Origin of the sequence: Vreelandella rituensis (assembly GCF_003336665.1) — a bacterium.
Classification (GTDB): domain Bacteria; phylum Pseudomonadota; class Gammaproteobacteria; order Pseudomonadales; family Halomonadaceae; genus Vreelandella; species Vreelandella rituensis.
The window spans coordinates 1-23,031 of sequence record NZ_QPIJ01000045.1 but is presented as its reverse complement, the minus strand read 5'-3'; the positions used below and the strand labels follow the sequence as shown (position 1 = coordinate 23,031).

Annotated in this window: 23 protein-coding genes, 2 tRNA genes and 1 pseudogene; 9 read left to right on the top strand and 17 right to left on the bottom strand. The window is 56.3% G+C overall.

Going from position 1 to position 23,031, the window contains the following annotated elements:
• Positions 1 to 348 precede the first annotated feature (348 nt).
• The 7 genes from DU506_RS15895 to iscB form a co-directional block, all read right to left on the bottom strand.
• On the bottom strand, positions 349 to 1,587 hold the full coding sequence (locus DU506_RS15895) for a uracil-xanthine permease family protein (protein WP_114487878.1): 1,239 nt from the start codon (positions 1,585 to 1,587) through the stop codon (positions 349 to 351).
• A 75-nt stretch (positions 1,588 to 1,662) separates the two neighbouring features.
• The gene (upp, locus tag DU506_RS15890; RefSeq protein ID WP_114487877.1) at positions 1,663 to 2,292 is read right to left on the bottom strand and encodes a uracil phosphoribosyltransferase; all 630 of its coding nucleotides are present in this window, start codon (positions 2,290 to 2,292) and stop codon (positions 1,663 to 1,665) included.
• A gap of 100 nt (positions 2,293 to 2,392) precedes the next feature.
• Entirely contained in the window at positions 2,393 to 3,109 is a 717-nt protein-coding gene (ung, locus tag DU506_RS15885) for a uracil-DNA glycosylase (RefSeq protein ID WP_235825694.1), read from the bottom strand.
• Between the two features lie 11 nt (positions 3,110 to 3,120).
• On the bottom strand, positions 3,121 to 3,600 hold the full coding sequence (gene gpt, locus DU506_RS15880; RefSeq protein ID WP_114487876.1) for a xanthine phosphoribosyltransferase: 480 nt from the start codon (positions 3,598 to 3,600) through the stop codon (positions 3,121 to 3,123).
• A gap of 5 nt (positions 3,601 to 3,605) precedes the next feature.
• Positions 3,606 to 4,151, bottom strand: a complete 546-nt coding sequence (locus DU506_RS15875) for an adenine phosphoribosyltransferase (protein WP_114487875.1) — start codon at positions 4,149 to 4,151, stop codon at positions 3,606 to 3,608.
• Between the two features lie 34 nt (positions 4,152 to 4,185).
• Positions 4,186 to 5,487, bottom strand: coding sequence for an NCS2 family permease (locus DU506_RS15870; RefSeq protein WP_114487874.1), 1,302 nt, complete (start codon positions 5,485 to 5,487; stop codon positions 4,186 to 4,188).
• Between the two features lie 302 nt (positions 5,488 to 5,789).
• Positions 5,790 to 7,160 carry an RNA-guided endonuclease IscB gene (iscB, locus tag DU506_RS15865; RefSeq protein ID WP_114487873.1) on the bottom strand — a complete coding sequence of 457 codons (1,371 nt, stop codon included), beginning with the start codon at positions 7,158 to 7,160 and terminating at the stop codon, positions 5,790 to 5,792.
• A 70-nt stretch (positions 7,161 to 7,230) separates the two neighbouring features.
• On the opposite strand from iscB, the gene DU506_RS22560 reads away from it, so the two are divergent.
• The gene (locus DU506_RS22560; RefSeq protein WP_268877336.1) at positions 7,231 to 7,353 is read left to right on the top strand and encodes a hypothetical protein; all 123 of its coding nucleotides are present in this window, start codon (positions 7,231 to 7,233) and stop codon (positions 7,351 to 7,353) included.
• A gap of 109 nt (positions 7,354 to 7,462) precedes the next feature.
• Here DU506_RS22560 and DU506_RS15860 read toward each other — a convergent pair whose 3' ends face one another.
• Complete coding sequence (locus DU506_RS15860; protein ID WP_114487872.1) at positions 7,463 to 8,092, bottom strand: riboflavin synthase subunit alpha; 630 nt, start codon at positions 8,090 to 8,092, stop codon at positions 7,463 to 7,465.
• A gap of 304 nt (positions 8,093 to 8,396) precedes the next feature.
• Between DU506_RS15860 and DU506_RS15855 the strand changes: the two genes are divergently transcribed.
• The 4 genes from DU506_RS15855 to DU506_RS15840 all read left to right on the top strand — a co-directional run bounded on the left by DU506_RS15855 (position 8,397) and on the right by DU506_RS15840 (position 11,542).
• On the top strand, positions 8,397 to 9,440 hold the full coding sequence (locus DU506_RS15855; protein ID WP_114487871.1) for a methionine ABC transporter ATP-binding protein: 1,044 nt from the start codon (positions 8,397 to 8,399) through the stop codon (positions 9,438 to 9,440).
• Positions 9,421 to 10,074 (top strand): methionine ABC transporter permease, encoded by a 654-nt coding sequence (locus DU506_RS15850; RefSeq protein ID WP_114487870.1) that lies wholly within the window; start codon positions 9,421 to 9,423, stop codon positions 10,072 to 10,074. Before DU506_RS15855 ends, DU506_RS15850 begins: the two co-directional genes overlap by 20 nt.
• A 97-nt stretch (positions 10,075 to 10,171) precedes the next feature.
• Positions 10,172 to 10,963 carry a MetQ/NlpA family ABC transporter substrate-binding protein gene (locus DU506_RS15845; RefSeq protein ID WP_114487869.1) on the top strand — a complete coding sequence of 264 codons (792 nt, stop codon included), beginning with the start codon at positions 10,172 to 10,174 and terminating at the stop codon, positions 10,961 to 10,963.
• Between the two features lie 111 nt (positions 10,964 to 11,074).
• Positions 11,075 to 11,542, top strand: coding sequence for a GAF domain-containing protein (locus DU506_RS15840; RefSeq protein WP_114487868.1), 468 nt, complete (start codon positions 11,075 to 11,077; stop codon positions 11,540 to 11,542).
• Positions 11,543 to 11,595: 53 nt separating this feature from the next.
• On the opposite strand, the gene DU506_RS15835 is transcribed toward DU506_RS15840, so the two are convergent.
• The 4 genes from DU506_RS15835 to DU506_RS15820 all read right to left on the bottom strand — a co-directional run bounded on the left by DU506_RS15835 (position 11,596) and on the right by DU506_RS15820 (position 14,756).
• Positions 11,596 to 11,672, bottom strand: a tRNA-Val gene (locus tag DU506_RS15835).
• 38 nt (positions 11,673 to 11,710) lie between these two features.
• Positions 11,711 to 11,787: transfer RNA gene (locus tag DU506_RS15830), tRNA-Val, on the bottom strand.
• A 65-nt stretch (positions 11,788 to 11,852) separates the two neighbouring features.
• Positions 11,853 to 13,340, bottom strand: coding sequence for a glycerol kinase GlpK (glpK, locus tag DU506_RS15825; protein WP_114487867.1), 1,488 nt, complete (start codon positions 13,338 to 13,340; stop codon positions 11,853 to 11,855).
• Positions 13,341 to 13,379: 39 nt separating this feature from the next.
• Positions 13,380 to 14,756: a class II fumarate hydratase gene (locus DU506_RS15820; protein WP_114487866.1), complete on the bottom strand. Its 1,377-nt coding sequence runs from the start codon at positions 14,754 to 14,756 to the stop codon at positions 13,380 to 13,382.
• Positions 14,757 to 15,024: 268 nt separating this feature from the next.
• Here DU506_RS15820 and DU506_RS15815 point away from each other — a divergent pair, with 268 nt between their 5' ends.
• The gene (locus DU506_RS15815; RefSeq protein ID WP_114487865.1) at positions 15,025 to 15,402 is read left to right on the top strand and encodes a phasin family protein; all 378 of its coding nucleotides are present in this window, start codon (positions 15,025 to 15,027) and stop codon (positions 15,400 to 15,402) included.
• Between the two features lie 96 nt (positions 15,403 to 15,498).
• On the opposite strand, the gene hda is transcribed toward DU506_RS15815, so the two are convergent.
• A complete protein-coding gene (hda, locus tag DU506_RS15810) occupies positions 15,499 to 16,200 on the bottom strand; it encodes a DnaA regulatory inactivator Hda (RefSeq protein WP_114487864.1) in 702 nt (233 codons plus the stop codon).
• On the bottom strand, positions 16,197 to 17,273 hold the full coding sequence (locus tag DU506_RS15805; RefSeq protein ID WP_114487863.1) for an AI-2E family transporter: 1,077 nt from the start codon (positions 17,271 to 17,273) through the stop codon (positions 16,197 to 16,199). The genes hda and DU506_RS15805 overlap by 4 nt, the downstream gene beginning before the upstream one ends.
• Before the next feature lie 148 nt (positions 17,274 to 17,421).
• On the opposite strand from DU506_RS15805, the gene purM reads away from it, so the two are divergent.
• Positions 17,422 to 18,498, top strand: a complete 1,077-nt coding sequence (gene purM / locus DU506_RS15800) for a phosphoribosylformylglycinamidine cyclo-ligase (RefSeq protein WP_114487862.1) — start codon at positions 17,422 to 17,424, stop codon at positions 18,496 to 18,498.
• Positions 18,495 to 19,226, top strand: a complete 732-nt coding sequence (gene purN / locus DU506_RS15795) for a phosphoribosylglycinamide formyltransferase (protein ID WP_114487861.1) — start codon at positions 18,495 to 18,497, stop codon at positions 19,224 to 19,226. Before purM ends, purN begins: the two co-directional genes overlap by 4 nt.
• Before the next feature lie 104 nt (positions 19,227 to 19,330).
• Here the strand turns inward: purN and dcd are convergent, their stop codons facing one another.
• The 3 genes from dcd to DU506_RS21460 all read right to left on the bottom strand — a co-directional run bounded on the left by dcd (position 19,331) and on the right by DU506_RS21460 (position 22,359).
• Positions 19,331 to 19,897: a dCTP deaminase gene (dcd, locus tag DU506_RS15790; RefSeq protein WP_114487860.1), complete on the bottom strand. Its 567-nt coding sequence runs from the start codon at positions 19,895 to 19,897 to the stop codon at positions 19,331 to 19,333.
• A gap of 12 nt (positions 19,898 to 19,909) precedes the next feature.
• Positions 19,910 to 20,710 carry an iron-sulfur cluster carrier protein ApbC gene (gene apbC, locus DU506_RS15785; protein WP_235825696.1) on the bottom strand — a complete coding sequence of 267 codons (801 nt, stop codon included), beginning with the start codon at positions 20,708 to 20,710 and terminating at the stop codon, positions 19,910 to 19,912.
• A gap of 176 nt (positions 20,711 to 20,886) precedes the next feature.
• Complete coding sequence (locus tag DU506_RS21460; RefSeq protein WP_147273762.1) at positions 20,887 to 22,359, bottom strand: coiled-coil domain-containing protein; 1,473 nt, start codon at positions 22,357 to 22,359, stop codon at positions 20,887 to 20,889.
• Between the two features lie 425 nt (positions 22,360 to 22,784).
• On the opposite strand from DU506_RS21460, the pseudogene DU506_RS15770 reads away from it, so the two are divergent.
• Positions 22,785 to 23,031 (top strand): annotated as a pseudogene (locus tag DU506_RS15770) (IS200/IS605 family accessory protein TnpB-related protein); the annotation flags it as partial.

Genomic DNA, 23,031 nt, shown 5'->3' with positions numbered 1-23,031 from the left:
CGCAGGTCTTCCAACCTGTCTCCCCTCGGGAATGTCTGCAACCGGCTCCTACCTTGCGGTAGCGACCAGAACTTTCGGCGCTTTACCTTTCACCAGCATGATCCTGATCTTCCAGAGCGCCGAACTGAGCGAAGCATTCGGCGGTGGGTCTTGACGACCTGTTGCAAACGTAGCGGGTTGGCTACCGCTTTCCCTAGTCAACCGGGCTTGCTTTCACAAGCCTCGTCCTTTAGGGCGAGGTAGTTGACGACTACTCTCCTTGACGACATCTCCTTGAAGACGTCTCTTTGCAGATATGTCTTTGCTTTGCAGGTATGTCTTTGCGGTTTTTCGTTTCGTGCCGGGTGATTACTCGTCTTCACCGGCGGCGGGCAATATCCAATTCAATACAATACCCACCAACGCTGCAAGACTCACCCCCTGCAAGGTGAATTGCCCCTCGCCGAATTGCATACCGCCGATACCGAATACCAGAATCAACGATACCACCACCAGGTTCCGCGGAGCGGTGAGCGAATGCCCGGCACGCACCAAGGTATTCATGCCCACCACTGCAATCGAACCGAACAATAATGTCATGATACCACCCATCACCGGACCGGGAATGGTTTGCAACAATGCGCCCAGCTTGGCAATGAAGGCTAGCAATACCGCAAGAACCGCCGCCACTATCATGTACAAAGGATTAAAAGCTCGGGTCAGGGTTACCGCCCCGGTAACTTCCGAATAGGTCGTGTTAGGGGGTCCACCAAATAACGCCGCCACGGTAGTCGCCAGACCGTCTCCCAGCAAGGTGCGATGCAGGCCGGGGGTTTCCAGGTAATTCTTGCGTGTGACCGAGCCGATGGCAACCATGTCACCGATATGCTCCACCGCCGGTGCAATCGCAACGGGTATCATGAACAAGATCGCAGCCCAATGAAAACTGGGGGCGGTAAAGGCCGGAATGGCCAGCCAGGCGGCCTCCCGTACCGGGGTGAAATCCACGGCACCCATCAAAAGCGCCAGTACATAGCCAGTGACGACCCCCCCCATGATCGGAATCAAGCGCAGCAACCCCCGCCCGAACACAGCCAGCACCAAGGTCACCAGCAAGCTGGTCATGGAGAGAAAAATGGCCCCGCCGTAATCGATGTTGTCGCTGGTTTCACCAGTGGCCATGCTTACCGCCACCGGCGCCAATGCAAGCCCTATCACCATGATGACCGGCCCGACCACCACCGCCGGCAAAAGACGATGCAACCAGACCGTACCTTTCAACCGAACAGCCTGGGAAATCACCACATACACCAACCCGGCCGCCATCAGCCCCCCCATGGTGGCGGGAATCCCGAAACTCGCTATTGAGCCTTGGATCGGCGCAATGAAGGCAAACGATGAGGCAAGAAATACCGGCACACTCTGCCGAGTAACGGCATGGAACAGCAGCGTCCCGGCACCTGCGGTAAATAGTGCCACACTGGGGTCAAGCCCTGTCAGTAACGGCACCAGCACCAAGGCACCGAATGCCACGAATAGCATCTGTGCACCGGTGAGAAGCACGCGCAGCAAGGATTCCGCCTTGGCAGTAGCAACGGCGTCACTCATGTAACAATCTCCAGGCATCAATCGACAAAAAAATGCCCCTGACGTAAAAAACGTGAGGGGCAGTAAGAGAGGAAACTAGCGTGTCCCGAAGATCTTGTCTCCAGCATCGCCCAGGCCTGGAACGATATAGCCGTGTTCATCCAATCGCTGATCGATTGAAGCGGTAAAGATTTCGATATCGGGATAAGCATCTTGCACGCGCTTGATGCCCTCCGGAGCCGCGACCAGCACAATTATCTTCATCTGCTTGCAACCCTGCTCCTTGAGCATGTCCAGGGTGGCTACCATGGTGCCGCCCGTTGCCAGCATGGGGTCAATCACCAGTGCCATGCGTTCTTCGATGTCATTGGCGAACTTGGCGTAATAAGGCACGGGTTCCAGGCTTTCTTCATCTCGGTAAAGCCCGACGACGCTGACCCGAGCGCTAGGCAGCAAATCGGTCACACCTTCCAGCATTCCCAGCCCGGCACGCAGAATGGGAACGATGGTGACTTTCTTGCCCTTGAGACGCGGCACCGTCATCGTTTCATTGTTCCAACCATGGATTTCCTGATCTTCAACTTCCAGGTCCTGGGTCGCTTCGTAGGTCAATAATTTGGCGATTTCACCAGCCAGCTCACGAAAACTCTTGGTGCTTAGGTGTGCTTCTCGCATCAGCCCCAGCTTATGCTGAACCAACGGATGCTTAACGGTATGGACACTCATGAAAATCTCTCTTGATAGCTGGTTCAGGACGATGACGAATGTTCAGGCGACGCTATAGACGTAAAATTGCGCAATATTCTACGCCTAACTCACGGACGGGTTAAGGGGACGCCGGTAATTGCCAATTGATCGGCTTGCGCCCTTTCTCTTCGAGAAACGCATTGGCTTTCGAAAAATGCCGGCAGCCCAGAAACCCTCGATGAGCGGAAAGCGGAGATGGATGCGGCGCTTCAAGCACCAGATGTCGTTGTGTATCGATCAACACCTTCTTCTGGCGCGCATGACCGCCCCAAAGCAGAAACACACTCGGTTTGGCATGTTCACTGACCACGCGGATCACTTGATCGGTAAATTTCTCCCAGCCTTTTCCGCGGTGCGATGCGGCATTGCCACGCTCTACGGTCAAGGCGGTATTCACCAGCAATACGCCTTGTCGCGCCCAATGCTCCAGGTTGCCGTGCTTGACCGGGATGGCACCCACGTCAGCGGCAAGCTCTTTGTAGATATTGGCAAGCGACGGCGGCACCGGCACCCCCGGCTGCACGGAAAAGCACAGCCCATGGGCCTGATTCGGGCCGTGATAAGGGTCTTGGCCCAGGATCACCACCCGAACGTCATTCAGCGGGGTTAGCTCGAAGGCGTGAAACCAGTTCGAAGAATGCGGATAAATGACTTTGCCATCGGCCTTTTCCGCTTTCAAGAAGCGCTTCAAGGCCTGCATGTAGTCAGCGTTGAACTCCTCGCCTAAATAGCGGTTCCAGTCATCGGGAAGCGGGTTTGAAGTGCTGGTCATGGGTGGCATCGAGGTAGGGGGCATGGAAACCTCATTCAACGCTTGGTCTGTTCAACCAGAGGTTCGACATAGGTGACACCCATGTCCCAGGGAAACTGAATCCAGCATTGCTGGGCGACTTCGGTCAAACACTGATCGACCAGAGGGCGCCCTTCCGGCTTGGCGTAGATAGTGACGAAATGTGCCTTGGGTAACATTTCACGCACGGCGCGGGCCGTCTTGCCGGTGTCCACCAGGTCATCCACCAACAGCCAGCCATCACCGTCATGTTCCACGCCCTTGAGCACTTCCAGCCTGCCCTGGTCCTGATGATCATAGCTCTTGATGCATACGGTATCTATAAGGCGCACATTGAGCTCGCGGGCGATAAGAGCAGCGGGAATCAAGCCACCTCGAGTAATCGCGACGATACCCTTGAAGTCTCGCTCGACCAGTTGATGGCAGAGCTTTCGCACATCACGATGCAACTGATCCCAGGAAACGATGAAGTGCTGATGATAATGATCGCTGCTCATGGGTGTTACTCGTTTTCAGTGAAGGAACATACCGCGAAAACGCCGTAACCGGCTTCGCGAATCTTGCTGGAACCACCTAGGTCAGGCAGATCGATAATGGTAGCTGTTTCAACCACATGGCCTCCGCTACGCTGAATCAGATTAGCCGCTGCCAACATGGTGCCACCGGTAGCGATAAGGTCATCCACCAACAGGATTCGGTCTCCCTGCTTGAATGCATCCGAGTGTAGTTCTACCTCGGCATGACCGTATTCCAACGTATAGGTTTCACTGATGGTCTTGAACGGCAGTTTACCCTTTTTACGCACCGGCACGAAGCTGCAGCCAAGCTCGTATGCCAAGGGCGCTCCAATGATAAAACCGCGCGCATCGATAGCGGCGATGGCGTCCAGGTTCATTTCTTGATAACGATGCACGAAGCTATCGATCAGCTTGCGAAAGGCCGCGCTATTTTGCAAAAGCGGCGTGATATCACGGAAATTGACCCCAGTCTCGGGCCAGTCGGGAACCGTACGAATAACGGACTTGATATAGTCGCCGTAGATGCTCATCACGTCTCTCATCGAAAGAAAAGGAAAAAAACAATCAGCCTAGAAACAGGTATTTAAAGGCAAAAAGTAGCGCCAGCAGAATGACCGCCGGATTGAGGTCCTTGAAGCGACCGGAGAGTGTCTTGATCGCCGCGTAACTGATAAAGCCCAGGGCAATACCTTCAGCAATCGAAAAGGTCAGCGGCATCGCCAAGGCGGCGATCAGCACCGGGGCAGCATCGGTGGGGTCATCCCAGTTGGCATGCGCCAGGCTACCCGCCATCAATACCGCCACATAAAGCAACGCACCCGCTGTCGCGTAAGCGGGGATCGACCCAGCCAACGGGGCGAAAAACAGGCTGGCCAGAAACAGAATGGCGACGACCACAGCGGTAAGTCCGGTGCGGCCCCCTGAAACGATGCCCGCCGTTGACTCAATATAGCTGGTGGTGGTCGAAGTACCCAGAGCGGCACCGGCCATGGAGGCACCACTGTCAGCCATCATCGCGCGCCCAAGACGTGGCAGTTTGCCATCCTTATCCAGCAGCTTGCCGCGTTGCGCCACACCTACCAGAGTGCCGGAAGTATCGAACAAATCCACGAACAGAAAGGCAAAGATCACGCTGAGCATCGCCACATCCAGAGCACCCATCAAATCCATCGCCATGAAGGTCGGGGCGATTGAAGGCGGCATGGACATGAACCCGGCGTATTCATTGTGGCCCAACAGCATGGCGATCGCAGTGATGCCCAGAATACCGATCATGACGGCGCCGGTGACCTTGAGGTAGGCCAGGGCGGTAATGACGAAAAAGCCCAGCAAGGCATAAATCGCCGGCGGCTGGGACAGATCACCCAGCGCCACTAAGGTTGCCGGATTGGCCACCACGATACCGGCGTTTTTAAGCGCGATCATTGCCAGAAACAGACCGATACCCGCGGCAATGCCCAGGCGCAGGGAAAGCGGAATCGAGTTGATGATCCACTCGCGTATCTTGAAAACACTCAGCAGGAAAAAGCACAAACCGGAAAAGAATACCGCGCCCAGGGCCGCTTCCCACGTATACCCCATGCCCAACACCACACCATAGGTGAAAAAGGCGTTCAGCCCCATTCCTGGTGCCTGGGCGATGGGGTAATTGGCCCATATACCCATGATCAGACAGCCGATGGCGGCCGCCAGGCAAGTCGCCACGAAGACCGCCCCATAATCCATGCCGGCTTCGGAAAGGATGCTGGGATTGACAAAAATGATGTAAGCCATGGTCAGGAAAGTGGTAATCCCGGCGATGACCTCTGTTTTCACGTTTGTCTTGTGTTCAGTGAGTTTGAAATGATTATCGAGGAAACGTTTCATGGATGTTTTTTATCCTGCGTGAAAACGCCGTGGCATTAAGGGGAGCTAGAAAAGCCGCACATGGTACCTAAAGGCGCCTGGCGATGCGAGACCGGCACATGGCGACATGCGAAACGAGCACGAAGGCCCGATGATGATTACCAAGCAAACATCGGGCCACTTTTAACCAATCGGTCAAAAATCGACCGTCGGGTCAGCGAGGCTCATTTCATCGTTTTGCGCGGGAAACCCGGTTGCTTTAGCGCCGGGAGGGATAGCGCGTCGTGCGCCGCACGACTCGGGGTTCCCTGTCCGCGCCTCCTTTAGTGTTGAGTCGTGGGTATCTGGTGGTAGCCGTAGCCATCACCGCGTTGCAACAGAGTGCAGTAGGGCCAGGAGATGCCCTGTACCGCGCCCTGTTCGGTTTGAATATTGAAACTGCCGGTCTTGCGGATGGCCACGCGACCCGTATGCGTGCCGGCCTTCTTGCCGGCCGGGACAATTGCCCTGACCCTATCGCCGGTCTGAAAACCTTGTACTTGCTTTTGGCGCATCAGGTAGCCACGCGGAAAGCCGTACTTGTCGAGCCGGGTGCGCTTGTAGCTGCCGCGCCCCATGGCCTTGATGACCTGGGTGGGTACCCGCCAGCCTTTCAGGGTATCGAACTTGCCGACACAGGCCGCATCCAGCGCATGGGTTTTGGGAATACCCAGGCGCTGACGGTTGTACTTGGTGCGACCTCCGCTGCCCCCGGCGACGGGTAGGCCAGTGGACTTCATTGCACCGGACAGTGCCCAGCGGGTGGCATTGACAGCGGTGGCATCCCGCAGCGGTAATTTGAGCTGGCGCTGCACCCGAGCCAAGCGCATTTCCGCCGACAGGCCATTGGCTTTCAGGCGGCGCTTCAACCCCTTGTCGGTGGCAAAGAAGTCGGCAAGCGACTGATTATCCTTAGCGATATTGCAGTCGTGACAGGCGACGGTCAGGTTGCTCACCCGGCTAGAGCCGTCCCGAGTTTTCGCTATCACATGCTCGATTTCCAGGGGTGTATCACCGGTGCCGCAATAGGTGCATTCCCGGCCCCATTTTTCCAGGAGGTATTCGCGCACCTCATAGCCCAGGAGCGTGCCTTGCTGGTACTCGACACCGGAAATCTCGGGGTTTTCCATCTTCTGCAGATCGAATCGCACCAGCTCCATGCTCAGGTGCGTGACCGGTGCCCAACGGCACAGCTTGTCCACCCAGGCCATGGTGGTATCGACCCGGTGTTGCAAGCTGGGCGGCAGCCAGCCCTTCTTGCGCGTCCGGTTGTCGAAGCGTGGCTTGCGATGGCGCAGGTTCTTGCTGCGACGCCGACGCCGAAAACCGGCACGTTGCTCCAAGGCTTGGCGAATCTGGAAGCCCCGATGCACCAACTGAAACAGGCAAAGCACATGACGGGTTGCCGGTGCCTTTTCTTCCGTTGCGTGGTTTTCCAGCCGCATCAGCGCCAGCCCGGTTTCCTTGCTGCCCGGATCGGCAGCCAGCAGGGTTGGCTGCAAGGTGCAGTCACTCAGGCAGCGATCACGCAGGCGGATCACGAAAGGCGTCAGGTTCACCACCGCCGCCCGACCACGCTCCAGCAATAGCCGTGCGCGTTTTTCCGAACACGGCATCAACGGCTGCTTGTTCTTTCCCAATACGAACACCGCCATGCGATCTCCTCCTAAACATTGCCCTTACGGGCCTGGTGACGCAGGTCTTCCAACCTGTCTCCCCTCGGGAATGTCTGCAACCGGCTCCTACCTTGTGGTAGCGACCAGAACCTTCGGCGCTTTACCTTTCACCAGCGTGATCCTGATCTTCCAGCGCGCCGAACTGAGTGAAGCATTCGGCGGTGGGTCTTGACGACCTATTGCAAACGTAGCGGGTTGGCTACCGCTTTCCCTGGTCAACCGGGCTTGCTGTCACAAGCCTCGTCCTTTAGGGCGAGGTAGTTGACGTGATCAAGTCCATCTTATCTTTGGTGGGCTGCCAGCACTCGCTCGACTGTTTCCACGATAGCCTGGGTCTGGGGATCGACTTCGATGTTGACGGAGTCTCCGGGGCTCCTGCCACCCAAAGTAGTGCGCGCCAGAGTTTCGGGAATCAGATTGACGCAGAACAGAGCGCCTTGCCCATCGGGAGCAGCCTTTACCGTGCCCACTGTCAGGCTGATGCCATCCACACCGATATAACCTTTCTCGAAGACGAAACGCAGCATTTCAGCAGGCAATTCAAACCACAGACGGCGATTATTGGGCGCTTCTTCAAGTTCCACCAGCTCCGCCATCCCCAGCACATGTCCCGACATGGCGTGCCCGCCAATCTCATCGCCAAACCGTGCCGCGCGCTCTATATTGACGCAATCACCGACTTCCAGCGCACCAAGATTGGTCAATCGCAGTGTTTCTCTCATCAAGTCGAAACTGACCCGGGCCCCCTCAACCGCCGTAACGGTCAGACAGACGCCGTTGTGAGCCACGGAAGCCCCCAGTTTCAAGCCTTCACATAGTTCGGCGGGCATTTTCATGACATGGGTGCGGAATTGCTCAAGCTCGCGAACCTCCACCACTTCGGCGGTACCCTGTACAATACCGGTAAACATGGGCATTCCTTTTACTGGCTGTTTTAGATGGTTTCTTTCATACCGCGCTCAGCATAATGCGGCGGCCGTCTTCACCGCAATCAATTGACACTCCCCCCGCCACTCTCTAGACTTTCGCCGCAAATGCAATGACGCCGATTTGTCCCCGGATTGCGGGCGTCCATCAGAGGTTTTCTGATGAAGTTCAGCTAAAAAGGGTGTGTCCAGCGTTTAGGGCCACCGCCTAGGGTGGTCTTTTTTATGCCCCTTTTTCGCACCTGCCCTCACATCTCGTGTCTTCGGCCTACCATAAGGCAGACGCCCCATGATTTACCTTGAAAACATCAGCAAGACCTACGGGGCTGGCGCCAACACCGTCCACGCCTTGCAAAACGTGAACCTGCATATTCCCCAAGGCCGGATACACGGCGTGATCGGCCTGTCCGGTGCCGGCAAGTCGACCTTGATCCGCTGCGTCAACCTGCTTGAGCGCCCTTCTACCGGCAAGGTCAGTGTCGATGGACAAGACATGACCGCCCTGAGCCCTCAGGCATTGAACAAGGCCCGCCATCGTATCGGGATGATCTTTCAGCACTTCAACCTGCTGACCACCCGGACGGTATTCGACAATATCGCCTTGCCCTTGGAATTGATGGGAGAAACACGCAGCACGATCCGTCAGCGGGTCGAGCCCCTTCTGGAACTGGTCGGTCTGGTCGACAAAGCCAACCAATATCCCGCCCAGCTTTCCGGGGGACAGAAACAGCGCGTCGCCATCGCCCGTGCCCTGGCCAGCAAGCCCAATGTGCTGCTCTGCGATGAAGCCACCTCGGCTCTCGACCCCCAGACCACCGGCTCGATTCTCGAGCTTTTACGCGATATCAACAAGAAACTCGGCCTCACCATCCTGCTGATCACTCACGAAATGGACGTGGTGAAGTCGATTTGCCACAGGGTGAGCCTGATTTCAGACGGTGAACTGGTCGAGGATGCTGAAGTAGGCGATTTTTTTACCGCCCCGCGCACCCAGCTGGGACGTGAATTTCTCAATGACTTCCTTCAGCTGGAGCCTCCCAAGGAGCTTATCGAACGTTTAAGCCCCGATGCCGGCACCAATACTCATCCGGTCGTACGCCTCACCTTTTCCGGTGACGCGGTTTCCACTCCGCTGATTTCCAAACTGGCGCGGGAGTGCGAAGTGGATGTCAGCATTCTTCAAGCCAAGGTGGAATCCATTCAGGATCGCACCCTGGGGCTGATGATCGCCGAGCTTCTCGGCACGCCCCAGCAGACCCGGGACGCCATGGCGTATCTAGAATCCCACCAATTGCAGATAGAGGTACTCGGCCATGTCCAGCGCAATGCTTGACCTTATTCTCCAGGCCACTCTGGACACCCTGTATATGGTGGCGATATCGGGGGTGATCTCGACATTGCTTGGTGTCCCCCTGGGCGTAATGCTTTACGTCACCCGCCCACGCCAGATTCTCGCCATGCCGGTACTCAATCAGGTGTTGAGCATCGTCACCAACATCGGGCGCTCGATACCGTTCATCATTCTGATGGTGGCGATCATTCCGTTCACCCGAATGCTCGTGGGTACCTCGATTGGTATCAATGCCGCTTCAGTACCGCTGACGATTGCCGCCATTCCCTTCGTCGCTCGCTTGGTCGAAGGCGCGCTGAACGAACTCTCACCAGGGCTGGTCGAAGCGGCTCAATCGATGGGAGCCACACCGTGGCAGATCGTCAGGAAAGTACTGCTGCCGGAAGCTCGCGGGGGCATCATTACCGGACTGACCATTACCGTGGTCACATTGGTAAGCTATTCGGCCATGGCCGGTGCGGTGGGCGGCGGCGGCCTGGGAGACTTGGGCATACGCTACGGCTACAACCGCTTCAACCCCACCATCATGGTGATTACCGTGGTGATACTGGTGGTAATGGTTCAAGGCTTTCAAAGCCTGGGTGACTACCTGGTGCGCAAGAGCGATCGTAAATAGCTTTCAACCCTAATAACCAAAATGAATTAGACACTGGGTTTTTATTCTCGCAGTATTATTCCCAAGCAGTCCATTCAACTCAAGAGGAGCGTTCTGGATGCATAAATTACTACTTGGTGGACTTACCGCCATCGCTTTTGCCGTCAGCACTGCCAATGCTGACACACGCACGATCAAGGTAGGCACCGTTGCCGGGCCGGAAACCGACGTCATGCAAGTAGCCGCTCGCATCGCCCAGGAAGAGTATGATCTGAATGTCGAAATCATCGAGTTCACCGATTACGTGACCCCCAACGCTGCCTTGGCCGATGGCAGCCTGGATGCCAATGCCTACCAGCACGAGCCCTACCTGCAGTCGATGAACAATGACCGGGGCTACGATCTGGCGATTGCCGGCTATACCTTCGTTTATCCCATTGGCGCTTACTCGGAAAAGTACGAGAATATCGAAGAGCTTCCGGATGGTGCTCTAATTGCACTGCCCAACGATCCTTCCAACGAAGGCCGTGCCCTGATTCTGATGCACAACAAGGGTTTGATCACACTGGATGATCCCGAGAACCTTGAAGCCACCCCGATCGACATCGTCGAAAACCCACGTAACTTCCGCTTTCACGAAATCGAAGCCGCCCAGTTGCCGCGCGTACTGCCTGATGTGGACATGGCCTTCATCAACAATACCTTCGCTCAGCCGGCAGGCCTGAGCCTGGACGATGCCTTGATCAAGGAAGGCCCCGAGTCCCCTTACGTCAACTTGATTGCCGTGCGTGGCGGTGATGAAACCCGTGAAGACATTCGCCAGCTGGTGGATGCCTACCAAAGCGAAGCCGTTGTCGAAAAAGCCGAAGAGCTGTTCCAGGGTGGCGCCGTTCCCGGCTGGACCGACTAAGCTTAAGCACTGCTATATACGAACTGTCAGATACCATCAGGGCCGATACGCCCTATTTCAGGCCGGCTCATGCCGGCCTGATTCGTTTCCTTTCACGTTTCAGGCGAGACAATGCAACCCGATTATTCCTTACTATGTCGCCAGCTCAGCGCATTACTCGATACACGCGACTGGTTAACCAATAGTGCGCAATGCTGTGCCTTTATCATGCAGGAGATTCCGCAGCTGAATTGGGTGGGCTTCTATCTGCAGCGCAGCCCTGAACTGCTTCACTTGGGGCCGTTTCAAGGCAAGCCTGCCTGCCACCCCATCCCCTTCAGCAAAGGCGTATGTGGCGCAGCGGCACGCAGCCAGACCACCCAGCGTATCGAGGACGTTCATGCCGTGGCCGACCATATTGCCTGCGATGCGGCATCGCGTTCGGAGCTGGTGATTCCCGTGGTGGTGAACGCAAGGCTGTGGGGGGTTCTTGACCTGGACAGCCCGGAACCGGGCCGCTTCACTGAAAACGACCGGATCGGCATCGAAGCATTGGTGAAGATCTTTGTGGATCAGACCGACTTGCCGGATCTCAAATAAAACACGAACGCAAAAAAATGCCCCTGCAATCTGGATTGCAGGGGCGTTCTTACTGGTAGGACCAGGCGGATTTGAACCGCCGACCTCCACGATGTCAACGTGGCGCTCTAACCAACTGAGCTATGGTCCTGTAAATCGGTAACAAAGACATTGTCAGCAGCGAAGATTTGGTAGGACCAGGCGGATTTGAACCGCCGACCTCCACGATGTCAACGTGGCGCTCTAACCAACTGAGCTATGGTCCTGCTGCAAGCAACGGATGCGTATTCTACGGAACCACCCCTGAAATGCAAGCATTTTTATGGCTTGCTCAGGGCGTGGTACGCACACGGCTCACCGCCTCCCGCCAACCTCGATAAAGCGCGTCACGCTCTTGCGCGGGCATTTGCGGGGTAAAGCGTCGCTCGCATTGCCATAGGCGGGAAATTTCCTCCAGATCGCGATACCAACCCAACCTCAGGCCAGCCAGATACGCCGCACCCAAGGCGGTGGTTTCCAGGATATTGGGACGATCCACATCTACATCGAGCATGTCGGCCAGAAATTGCATCAGCCAATTATTGCTGACCATTCCTCCATCGACGCGCAAGACGCCTGGCGTTGCCTGGATATCATCATTCATGCAGGCCTGGAGATCGCGGGTTTGATAGCACACCGCCTGCAGCCCTGCCGCGACGATTTCGGCAATCCCCGTATCGCGAGTCAGGCCTAAAATCGCCCCACGTGCCTTGGGGTCCCAATGCGGCGCGCCCAAACCGGTAAAGGCAGGCACCAGGTAAACGCTATGGCCACTGCGGGTCTCCGCCGCCAGTGCTTCGGTTTCCGCGGCGTTGGCGAACAGTTTCAAACCATCACGCAACCATTGCACCGTCGCCCCGGCCACGAAAATGCTGCCTTCCATGGCATAAGTGGGCCGCCCGTTCAGGCGATAGGCAACCGTCGTCAGCAATCGATTGCGTGATAACGAGGGCGCATCGCCGGTATTGACGATCATGAAACAACCGGTCCCATAGGTACTTTTGCCCATCCCCGGGGTAAAGCATGCCTGGCCGATCAAGGCGGCCTGCTGGTCGCCCGCCACACCGGAAATCGGCAATTCGGCCCCCAACCAGGCGGCATCCACCTTGCCGAAATCATCGCTGGAGTCTCGCACCTGCGGCAGCAATGCGGCAGGTATGTCGAAAAGCGCCAGCAATTCCTCGTCCCAATCTTGATGATAAATATTGAACAATGCGGTACGCGAGGCATTGGTGGCGTCAGTGGCATGTACCCGGCCATGCGTCAGTCGCCAGATCAAGAAAGTATCCACGGTACCGAAGGCCAACTCACCTTTCTCGGCACGCTCACGCGCGCCTTCGATATTATCCAGCAGCCAGGCAAGCTTGGTCGCGGAAAAATAAGGGTCCAGCAGCAAGCCGGTGCGTGATTGGAGCATCGGCTCATGCCCCGCTTCTTTCAGCGCCTGACAATGCTCGATCGTACGCCGGTCCTGCCACACGATGGCCGGATACAGCGTCTCGCCGGTGGCTCGATCCCACAACAAGGTGGTTTCACGTTGATTGGTGATGCCCACTCCATCCAGTTGCGCGGCATCCAGGCCGGCATTTTCCAGCGCTTGGCGACAACTGCTCAACACACTTTCCCAGATGGCTTCCGGTTGATGCTCCACCCAGCCATCGGCGGGAAAGCATTGAGCAAACTCCTGTTGCCCAGAGGCGACGCTGCGCCCCTGCCGGTCAAACACGATCGCTCGGGAGCTGGTGGTCCCCTGATCGATTGCGAGAAGATAATTGGCCATCCGTATCCCTATGCTCGTTTTTGTTTATTCGTTTCTTATTTACTCGGGAATGCCGCCACGGGTCAGAACGACAGGATCAAGCAGCCTTTCCAGGGTTTCCCTGTCGAGGTCGGTCTGCTCCTCGGCCACATCGATAATCGGCCGCCCCGCCTGATAGGCCTTCTTAGCGACAGCGGCGGCGGCGTTATAGCCAATCACGTTATTCAAGGCGGTAACCAGTATCGGATTACGCGCCAAGGGACCCTGAAGATTATCCTCACGGACCTTAAAGGTGGCTATGGCCCTATCCGCAAGCAAACTTGCGGTATTACCCATCAGCATGATGGAGGTGAGCAGGTTGGAGGCAACCAGCGGCAACATGACGTTAAGCTGGAAATTACCGCTCTGCCCCGCCACGGTGATCGCCATGTCCAGGCCGATCACCTGAGCGGCTGCCTGAGCGGCGGACTCCGGTATCACCGGGTTGACCTTGCCCGGCATGATCGAACTGCCGGGCTGCAGAGCTTCGAGCTCAATCTCGCCCAGCCCCGCCAGCGGCCCGGAATTCATCCAGCGCAGGTCGTTGGCAATTTTCATCACCACGCACGCCAATCCCTTGAGCTGGCCGGAAAGTTCAACGGCGGCATCCTGGGAAGCCAGACTGGCGAAGAAGCTATCATTAGGCTCGAAGGAAAGCCCTGTCTGACGGCTCAAGTGCTGCGCCATACGCCCGGCGAATTCCGGGGGCGCATTGATGCCGGTTCCCACTGCCGTTCCGCCCTGCGCCAAACGACACAGCCGCTGCATGGCGCTGTCCAGACGCTCGATGGCTTGATTTATCTGGCTGGCCCAAGCCCCCAGCTCTTGGTCCATGCGCAAGGGCATGGCGTCCATCAGGTGAGTGCGACCGGTCTTGGTGACATGCTGCAAGATGTCGGCACGTTGAGTGATCTGAGCGTGCAGATGCACCAGGGCGGGACGCAAATGCGTATCTACCGCGATGGCTGCCGCCACATGTATCGCCGTGGGAATTACATCATTGCTCGACTGCCCCATGTTGACGTGGTCGTTGGGGTTGACCTCGACGCCCTCACGACTGGCCAGGGTCGCGATCACTTCATTGACGTTCATGTTGCTGGACGTGCCGGAACCGGTTTGAAACACATCGACCGGAAACTGGTTGTCATGCTCGCCGGCTATTACCGCTTCCGCCGCCTTGATGATGGCATCGGCACGCCCACTGTCCAGCAGGCCGAGATCCCGGTTGGTATGGGCGGCGGCAAGCTTGATCCGGGCAATGGCATGAATGAACCGACTGGGCATGGGCGAGCCGGAAACCGGAAAGTTGTTGACGGCACGCTGGGTCTGAGCCCCATAAAGCGCCTTCTCGGGCACTTCCAACTCCCCCATGCTGTCGCGTTCGATACGTGTGCTCATTAGACGTTACCTCCCTAACCCAGTGGGGTAAAAATACATTCTTCCAGATCAGGGTGCTCTTTAAAAAGTGCCCCAACTTGGCTGCATGAATCTTACCTTGGTAGCGGCGGGGAAATGATGCAAGTCCGGTCTATTTATCAGTGGCTTCACGCTCAATGTTGCACTGCACAAAAATGCTTGCTATGCTGCAACGCAAGAAGATCAGGAAACAAGAGAAAGCTCTACCGTTACTTTCCTGGTCAGTCACTGACAACCCTTGGAGGGTAATATGAATACTTTCAACACTAACGAAATGAACCAGCAAGTCGACAACCTGTTCATGGCACCGGCACGCGCCTTCGCTACTTTGAGCCTTAACTTCACCGAGAAGTTGGTCAATGCTCAACTGGACGCCGGCAAAGCCTATGCCGATACCAGCCTGGCACAGGTTCGTAACTTGCTGAGCATCAAAGACGCTGAAGGCCTGCGCAGCTATATGGAAGACCAGCAGAAAGTCGCCAAGGAACTCACCGAACGCGTCAAGGGCGATGCCGACAAGGTGGTCTCCTTGCATCAGGATTTCATTCAGCAGAGCCAGAAGCTGACAGAAAGCAACGTCAAGCAAGCGCGTGAAGTCGCCAGCAAGGCTACAGCCAAAAGCGCCTGAGTGCTTTCATAATATGCTGTTATAACACCTTGTTATAACTCAGTATAGCGCAAGAAAAACCGCCGAACTCGGCGGTTTTTCTGTGTATGGCGGACGCTACCAATCGAGTGCCTTTTTAACGAAGGGAATGGTGAGTTTGCGCTGCGCTGACAGAGATGCCTGATCCAGGGTTTCCAGAGTACGACATAGCTCGCCTAGCTCACGCGGTCCTCGATGCAGGATATACCGCGCCACATCATCGGGCAACTTCATACCACGCAGGCTTGCTCGTAGCTTGAGTGCATCGAGACGTCCGGCATCATCCAGCGGCTGAACATGAAAAGTGACTCCCCAGCTCAACCTTGAAGCGAGGTCCGGTAATTTTACCGGTAACTGGCGCGGTGAGGCTTGAGCGGCAATCACCAGGCGCTTGCCTGCATCACGCAACCGATTGAAAGCATGAAACAAAGCTTCCTCCCAGCGTTTGCGCCCTATGACAAGCTCAAGGTCGTCAATCGCGACCAGATCCAGTCGCTCGATATCTTCCAGCATCAACGGCGGGAAATGGCCCAACTCCGCCAACGGCAGGTAGAGCGCCCGCTTGTCGGCGTCCGATGCGGCGTGACAGGCCGCTTGCAATAAATGCGTGCGGCCGGTTCCCGGTGCTCCCCATAAATACACATACGGCTCCCCATCCTGCTCACATTGGTGGATCAACCGCTCCACCAGTGAAGCATTTTCAGCGGGCAGGAAATTTTCGAAGGTGGCGTCATCGCGTAAGCCTATTCCCAATGGCAACTGTGCCGGTACTCGGCTCATGACGCTCCCTCTTCGTCGTGGTGATCCTGTTCAGCATCGTACAATCTGCTGTGTTTATAACGTTCGTTGATTTCGCGCAAAAGCACCATGATAACCGCCGCTGCGGGCAGCGCCAGCAATACCCCGGTAAAACCGAACAGGCTGCCCCCCGCCAATACCGCGAAGATGACCGCCACCGGATGCAGGCCGATCTTGTCGCCCAGCAACTTGGGTTGCAATACCACGCTTTCAGCGACTTGGCCGAGTGAAAAGACCGCGACCACGCCCAACACCGCCCACCAGGTGCCGAATTGAAACAAGGCCACAATCAGTGCCACACCGAGTCCCAGGATAAACCCCAGGAACGGCACGATACTCGCCAAACCCGCCACCAGGCCTATCAGCAGGCCGAAGCTCAGCCCCATCAGCGTCAAGCCGATTGAATAAATGCCTCCAAGGCACAGCATGACAAGCAGCTGACCGCGCAAGAAGGACGAAAGCACTTCATCACAGCGACTTAAAAGCCGAACGGCTTCCGGCTCCCACTGCCGAGGAATGAAACCAATGATGCTGGCATTCAAGCGCTTCCAGTCGAGCAATAGATAAAATGTGACCACCGGGACCAGGGCGACATAGGTTATCCATGTGAGAAAGGCGGCACCTGAACGCCCCACTTGCCCCAGTACTTGAGCCAGATATCCCCCTGCATCGCGCCAGTGTTCGGTCAGAACTTCCCGCAGATTGGCCAGCTCATTTTCCAGGTCATACCCGGTCCATTCTCGTACCTGCGGCGCCAACTCCTGCTCTACCCAGGACAAAACGCCCGGAATCACCTCACCCACTTCTTTTAACTGCTGCACGGTCAACGGAATCAGGATCAACAAGCTGAGCGACAGAATAACCAGCATCACAAGAAAGACACTACTTACTGCAATCGGGCGATTCATTCCCCAACGTTCGAAACGGTTAGCCAGAGGGTCGGCCAGATACGCCAGAATCATGCCGGTGATAAAGGGCATCAACACAGTATCCAGGCGGTACAGCAACCAACCCAGTGCAATGACGAGGATAATTCCCCACCACGAATTTCTCATGCGTAACTCTCCTTCCTGGATATGGCACCAGCGGTGCGGGGCGCGCCACCTGATGCTACAATCTTGCCTCGCCATTGCTCAGCTCACCGGCATAGATTTGACTGGCCGGCATTACAAGCACTGTTATTTTTGCTTTACAGGATACGTCATGACCGAGACTTCCTCTTCGCAGCCTGCCAAGCCTTCCCTCAGTTACAAGGATGCCGGCGTCGATATCGATGCCGGCAATGCGCTGGTAGATCGCATCAAACACGTGGCCCGGCGCACTTCTCGTCCCGAAGTCATGGGCGGACTCGGTGGTTTTGGTGCCTTGTGCCAGCTACCCACTGGCTACAAGGAGCCGGTACTGGTATCGGGAACCGACGGTGTCGGCACCAAACTACGTCTGGCAATGAACCTGGGCCGCCACGACACTATCGGTATCGACCTGGTAGCAATGTGCGTCAATGATCTGGTGGTGGCCGGTGCCGAGCCGCTGCTTTTCCTTGACTACTATGCCACGGGAAAGCTCGATGTGGATATCGCCGCTGATGTCGTGACCGGTATCGGTAACGGCTGTGAACAGGCCGGCTGCGCCTTGGTAGGCGGTGAAACCGCTGAAATGCCCGGCATGTATGAAGGCAGCGATTACGACCTGGCGGGTTTTTGCGTCGGCATCGTGGAAAAATCGGAAATTCTCGATGGCAGCAAGGTCGGTGCAGGCGATGTACTGCTCGGCATGGCATCTTCCGGGCCTCATTCAAACGGCTACTCACTGATTCGCAAGATACTCGAAATCAGTGATGCCGACCTGGCCATGGAGCTCGACGGCAGGTCACTGGGCGACGCCCTGATGGCACCGACGCGTATCTACGTCAAACCATTGCTCTCCTTGCTCCGCGATAGCGAGATTCCGGTACATGCTCTTTCGCATATCACCGGGGGCGGTCTGCTGGAAAATATACCGCGCGTGCTGCCCGACAACCTGGCGGCGCATATCGATATTACCACTTGGCAGAGACCGGCCGTTTTCGATTGGCTGAAAACCCAGGGAAATGTCGATGAAACCGAAATGCATCGTGTGCTCAACTGCGGTATCGGCATGGTGATCGTGGTACCCGCAGAGAAAGCCGACCAGGCCCGAGCGCATCTTCAAGCCCAAGGCGAAAGCGTTTACCGGATCGGTAACATCGTGGCCCGCGAAGAAGGAGCCGAGGCCGTTGTACTGGAGAACCTCCCGGCATGAGCATTCCTGAATTTGGCAGCGATACCCTCAACGGTCTCACGCCCGACCCCACCGAAAAGCGTCGGGTCGTGGTACTGATTTCCGGCAATGGCAGCAACCTGCAAGCGCTGATCGATGCCCAGTCTCACGACCGCCTGAGCGGTGAGATCGTTGCAGTGGTTTCCAACGAAGCCGGGGCTTACGGCCTGAAACGGGCCCACGAAGCCGGCATTGATGCCGTCGCCCTGCCGCATCGCGAATACGATAGCCGCGAAGCGTACGACAGTGCCTTGATAACCGTCATCGAGCGGCATGAGCCGGATTTGATCGTACTGGCGGGTTTCATGCGCATACTGAGCCCACACTTCGTGGAGCGCTACGAGGGGCGCATGCTCAACATTCACCCCTCCTTGCTACCGGCTTACCAAGGGCTCAATACCCACGCCCGCGCCCTGGCCGACGGGATCACCGAGCATGGCTGTAGCGTGCACTTCGTGACCGAAGAACTGGATGGCGGGCCGGTGGCGATACAGGCGGTGGTCAATGTCGAGGCGGGAGAAAGCGAAGAAAGCCTCAAGGAAAAGGTGCACGCCCGAGAGCATCTGATTCTTCCCATCGCGGTTAACTGGTTTCTGGAAGGACGCCTGCGGTTCGCCGGAGACAGCGCCACCATTGATGGCGTAACGCTTCCCCGTCACGGCATGCGCCTATCTCACCAGGATGCGGCCGAGGAACTCGACGAGACTTGATGAGCCGACAGGAAACGTGATGAACCAATAGCGTTACTGCCAAAGGGCGACTTGATCAAAGTCGCCCTTTTTATTTTTTCTACAGGCAGGCAGCCGAAAAACGCTCAGGTACGCGGCAAGGTCACTCCACGCTGCCCCATGTATTTGCCGCCACGGTCCTTGTAAGAGGTTTCACAGACCTCGTCGGACTCCAGAAACAGCATCTGCGCCACACCTTCATGCGCGTAGATCTTGGCCGGCAAGTTCGTGGTGTTGGAAAATTCCAGCGTCACATGCCCTTCCCACTCCGGCTCGAGCGGCGTGACGTTGACGATGATGCCGCAGCGCGCATAAGTGGATTTTCCCAGGCAGATAGTCAGCACACTACGGGGTATACGGAAATATTCCACCGTTCTGGCCAGCGCGAAGGAGTTAGGCGGAATGATGCAGACATCGCCCTTGATATCGACAAAGCTTTTTTCATCGAACGCCTTGGGGTCCACCACTGCCGAATAGATATTGGTGAATACTTTGAATTCATCGGCACAGCGCACATCGTAGCCGTAGCTGGACGTACCGTAGGAGATCACGCGCCGCTCATCGACGTAGCGCACCTGCTCCGACTCGAACGGTTCGATCATCGCCTGGCTTTCGGCCATGCGCCGTATCCAATTGTCTGACTTGATACTCATGGGTTGAAGTTGTCACTCACTGAAAGAAATCGAGGGGCCGTCATGGGACTGGCCGGCTACTTGTTCCGCCACTTGCCTGGCGATCTCGCCGAATGTCTTGCTGATGTCGCTTTCGGGCTCGGAGACTACACTGGGATGCCCTGCATCTGCCAGTTCACGAATCGACAAGGCCAATGGAAGACGCCCTAATACCTGGGTGTCGTACTCCGCAGCAATGCGCTCGCCGCCGCCGGTGCCGAAAATGGCTGCTTGATGGCCGCATTTTTCACATTGATAAAGACTCATGTTCTCGACGATGCCGAGTACCGGCACATTGACCTTGCGGAACATTTCAATTCCCTTGCGGGCATCGAGTAACGCAATATCCTGGGGAGTGGTGACGATAACCGCGCCCGACACCGGCACGCGTTGCGATAACGTCAACTGGATGTCGCCGGTGCCCGGCGGCATGTCGATCAACAGAAAATCCAGATTGTCCCACAACGTCTGGGTCAACAGCTGCTGGAACGCCCCCACTACCATCGGCCCTCGCCACACCATGGGCTCGCGAGTGTTGACCAGAAATGCCATCGACATGGCCTGAATGCCATGTGCCTGCACGGGATGAAAATGTTTCTCACCGGCGGGCTCCGGGCGGGCGCCTTCTTTCACGCCCAGCATCTGGGCCTGGCTGGGGCCATAAATATCCGCATCCAGCACCCCCACCCGATAGCCTTGTGCCGATAAGGCCAAGGCCAGGTTGACGGTCACGGTGGATTTACCCACGCCACCCTTACCGGATGCCACGGCCACGATATGCTTGACGCCATCAATCACATGCTTCTCCTTGGTTAACCGATGACGCTCTCACCTGAGTCGGCGATGATAACGCTCGCCACCGGTTTCATAAATACATATCACAAACACATATCACAAACACGAACGGCAGCCTCCCGTTGCAAGCTGCCGTTCGTACCATGATCAATCAGGATCTAGCGCTATTATAAAGCTCAGTTCTGCTCTTGCTCCTGGGCTTGTTGCTCCTGTTGATTCTCTTGTTGCTCGCCTTGAGCTTGCTGCTCTTGTTCCTGCTGACCCTCTTGTTGCTCGCCTTGAGCTTGCTGCTGAGCTTGTGCCTCAGACTGCGCCTGGCCTTGGGAAGCAGCATCCGTTTCAGTGTTTGTGTTCTCCATCCGCGTCTCCAGCGTGCTCAATTCTTCACGCCAGTCGCGTAATTGAGTTTCAAGGCGCTCCAGCTGGTTTTCTCGCTCCTCCACTTGACCTTCAATCATCGCCAGTTCCTCGCGACCGATATCTATCGCCAGCATGAGATCTTCCATTTCCGAGCGCACTTGATCGATGCTGTCTTGCTCTTCCTGGCGCAGCGCCTGGAGTTCTTCAACTTCCGATTGCAGTTCATCGCGCTCATTGGTCAAGGTCGTTTGCTGGCTGGACAGCACTTCCACCTCTGATTCACGAACCTGAATCTGTTCTTCGAGTTCGTTCAAGCGCGACTGAGCCTGGTCCATTTCGGACTGCATCTCTTGTAGCGCCTGTTCAGCTGCATTGCGCTCTTCGACTAGTTGCTGACGCTCCTCTTCGGCTTGTTGGCGAGCTTGCTCCGCTTCTTGCCGGGCTGCTTCAGCACTTTGACGCGCTTCTTCGGCCTGTTGGCGAGCCGCCTGGGCTTCATCGCGAGCTTGCTCCACCTGCTCGAGCTCTTGTTGCAGTGACGTCAATTCAGCTGCTGCCTCTTCCTGCTCGGCGCGTAGCTCTTCTACTTCAGCTTGCAGCGCATCGCGTTCCGCCGTCAACGCATCCAGCTGCTGTTGAGTGCTGGCAACATCGCTTTCGGCCTGCGCCAATTGCTCTTCGGCCTGAGACTGTTCTTCGTGCAGCACAGCCATTTCGCCACGCAAGCTTTCCAGCTCCATTTCAGCAGCTTCCACTTCTGAAAGTTGCTCGGTTAATGCCTGGTTTTCACTTTGCAGGGTTTCCACACGTGTTTCGAGTGTCTCGACCTCATCCCCACGAGACCCTGCGGTGGATTGCGCCAAAATCGCCCAGATCACGGCAATCGCAGCGATCCCGGCAATTCCTCTGACCCGGTTATCCTGAAACAAGGCTTTTGTGCTCAAATCTTGAGCGGAAGAACCGCCTGACGCACCCGGCGAAGCATTGTTACCATTGGAACCGCCACCCCCTTTAGAACCGCCACCGCCGCCACCCGTGGAGCCACCACCGTGGGAACCGCCGGCCTTGGAGCCACCGCCTGTCGACCCGCTAGTCGTGGAACCAGCAGTCGTGGAACCAGTCGTTGTGGAACCAGTCGTTGTGGAGCCGGTGCCGGCACCTGTGGAGCCGCTCTTGGGTGGCTCGCTCTTTGTCGAAGAAGAAGTAGTTGAAGAAGCTTTTTTGGATGAATCGTTCTTGGATGGATCGTTTTTGGGTTGATTGTTATCCGGGGTGTTTGTGTCCGACATCGTCCTTCCCTCTTGTTGATCCGAGCAGTGAGTGCTGATTCTCACAACAGGCTATTCAATAGCCTGTTGTAAGCGATACATATGATTACCTCCTTAACAGCATACACAGCCAAACGCTACTGAACAGCCGTAACGAGGTAATCCAGCGTTGAATTTTTTTAAGCAGAACAGCAAGAGATCAGCACCGCCCTTAAGCCTGCCCACTTTAATCCTCCCGAATGCCATCCTTCCAACTCTGGTATGAGCTGATCCAGGATGGTCCTCCGACCCCCGACGTTCTATCTTGATTGAGACACCTTGAGCAATTTAAGCGCATCCTACGCATCGACGCGCAGCGTGATGCGCTAGTTAAGCGGCTGGCCATGATGTATATCATGGCTCGCTATGGCTGGATATAAATCAGGGTTTGGGGGTATGGTGTCGTTATGCCAAGCAAGATGATTCGTACCGACAAATGGCCACTGCAAGCCACGTTGCAACAACGACAGTTGATGCAAGATACGCGGGATGAATACCGTGTCTTTTGTCGTGCGCTATCGGTGGTGGTGTTAAATAATTGGGCAACGTTACAGCAGGCGCCCAGCTTTTCGGCAGCGGTCGAGCGGTTAATCCACCCAACGAAAAAGAACCCGTCACCTCGCCATCACTATTTTGCTCAGCGGTTCTACAAGT

What these genes read in the sequence shown, in the direction of transcription:
- DU506_RS15895 (WP_114487878.1), bottom strand. Translation starts at nt 1,587, where the DNA reads ATGAGTGACGCCGTTGCTACTGCCAAGGCGGAATCCTTGCTGCGCGTG.
- upp (WP_114487877.1), bottom strand. Translation starts at nt 2,292, where the DNA reads ATGAGTGTCCATACCGTTAAGCATCCGTTGGTTCAGCATAAGCTGGGG.
- ung (WP_235825694.1), bottom strand. Translation starts at nt 3,109, where the DNA reads ATGCCCCCTACCTCGATGCCACCCATGACCAGCACTTCAAACCCGCTT.
- gpt (WP_114487876.1), bottom strand. Translation starts at nt 3,600, where the DNA reads ATGAGCAGCGATCATTATCATCAGCACTTCATCGTTTCCTGGGATCAG.
- DU506_RS15875 (WP_114487875.1), bottom strand. Translation starts at nt 4,151, where the DNA reads ATGAGCATCTACGGCGACTATATCAAGTCCGTTATTCGTACGGTTCCC.
- DU506_RS15870 (WP_114487874.1), bottom strand. Translation starts at nt 5,487, where the DNA reads ATGAAACGTTTCCTCGATAATCATTTCAAACTCACTGAACACAAGACA.
- iscB (WP_114487873.1), bottom strand. Translation starts at nt 7,160, where the DNA reads ATGGCGGTGTTCGTATTGGGAAAGAACAAGCAGCCGTTGATGCCGTGT.
- DU506_RS22560 (WP_268877336.1), top strand. Translation starts at nt 7,231, where the DNA reads ATGTCTGCAACCGGCTCCTACCTTGTGGTAGCGACCAGAACCTTCGGC.
- DU506_RS15860 (WP_114487872.1), bottom strand. Translation starts at nt 8,092, where the DNA reads ATGTTTACCGGTATTGTACAGGGTACCGCCGAAGTGGTGGAGGTTCGC.
- DU506_RS15855 (WP_114487871.1), top strand. Translation starts at nt 8,397, where the DNA reads ATGATTTACCTTGAAAACATCAGCAAGACCTACGGGGCTGGCGCCAAC.
- DU506_RS15850 (WP_114487870.1), top strand. Translation starts at nt 9,421, where the DNA reads ATGTCCAGCGCAATGCTTGACCTTATTCTCCAGGCCACTCTGGACACC.
- DU506_RS15845 (WP_114487869.1), top strand. Translation starts at nt 10,172, where the DNA reads ATGCATAAATTACTACTTGGTGGACTTACCGCCATCGCTTTTGCCGTC.
- DU506_RS15840 (WP_114487868.1), top strand. Translation starts at nt 11,075, where the DNA reads ATGCAACCCGATTATTCCTTACTATGTCGCCAGCTCAGCGCATTACTC.
- glpK (WP_114487867.1), bottom strand. Translation starts at nt 13,340, where the DNA reads ATGGCCAATTATCTTCTCGCAATCGATCAGGGGACCACCAGCTCCCGA.
- DU506_RS15820 (WP_114487866.1), bottom strand. Translation starts at nt 14,756, where the DNA reads ATGAGCACACGTATCGAACGCGACAGCATGGGGGAGTTGGAAGTGCCC.
- DU506_RS15815 (WP_114487865.1), top strand. Translation starts at nt 15,025, where the DNA reads ATGAATACTTTCAACACTAACGAAATGAACCAGCAAGTCGACAACCTG.
- hda (WP_114487864.1), bottom strand. Translation starts at nt 16,200, where the DNA reads ATGAGCCGAGTACCGGCACAGTTGCCATTGGGAATAGGCTTACGCGAT.
- DU506_RS15805 (WP_114487863.1), bottom strand. Translation starts at nt 17,273, where the DNA reads ATGAGAAATTCGTGGTGGGGAATTATCCTCGTCATTGCACTGGGTTGG.
- purM (WP_114487862.1), top strand. Translation starts at nt 17,422, where the DNA reads ATGACCGAGACTTCCTCTTCGCAGCCTGCCAAGCCTTCCCTCAGTTAC.
- purN (WP_114487861.1), top strand. Translation starts at nt 18,495, where the DNA reads ATGAGCATTCCTGAATTTGGCAGCGATACCCTCAACGGTCTCACGCCC.
- dcd (WP_114487860.1), bottom strand. Translation starts at nt 19,897, where the DNA reads ATGAGTATCAAGTCAGACAATTGGATACGGCGCATGGCCGAAAGCCAG.
- DU506_RS21460 (WP_147273762.1), bottom strand. Translation starts at nt 22,359, where the DNA reads ATGTCGGACACAAACACCCCGGATAACAATCAACCCAAAAACGATCCA.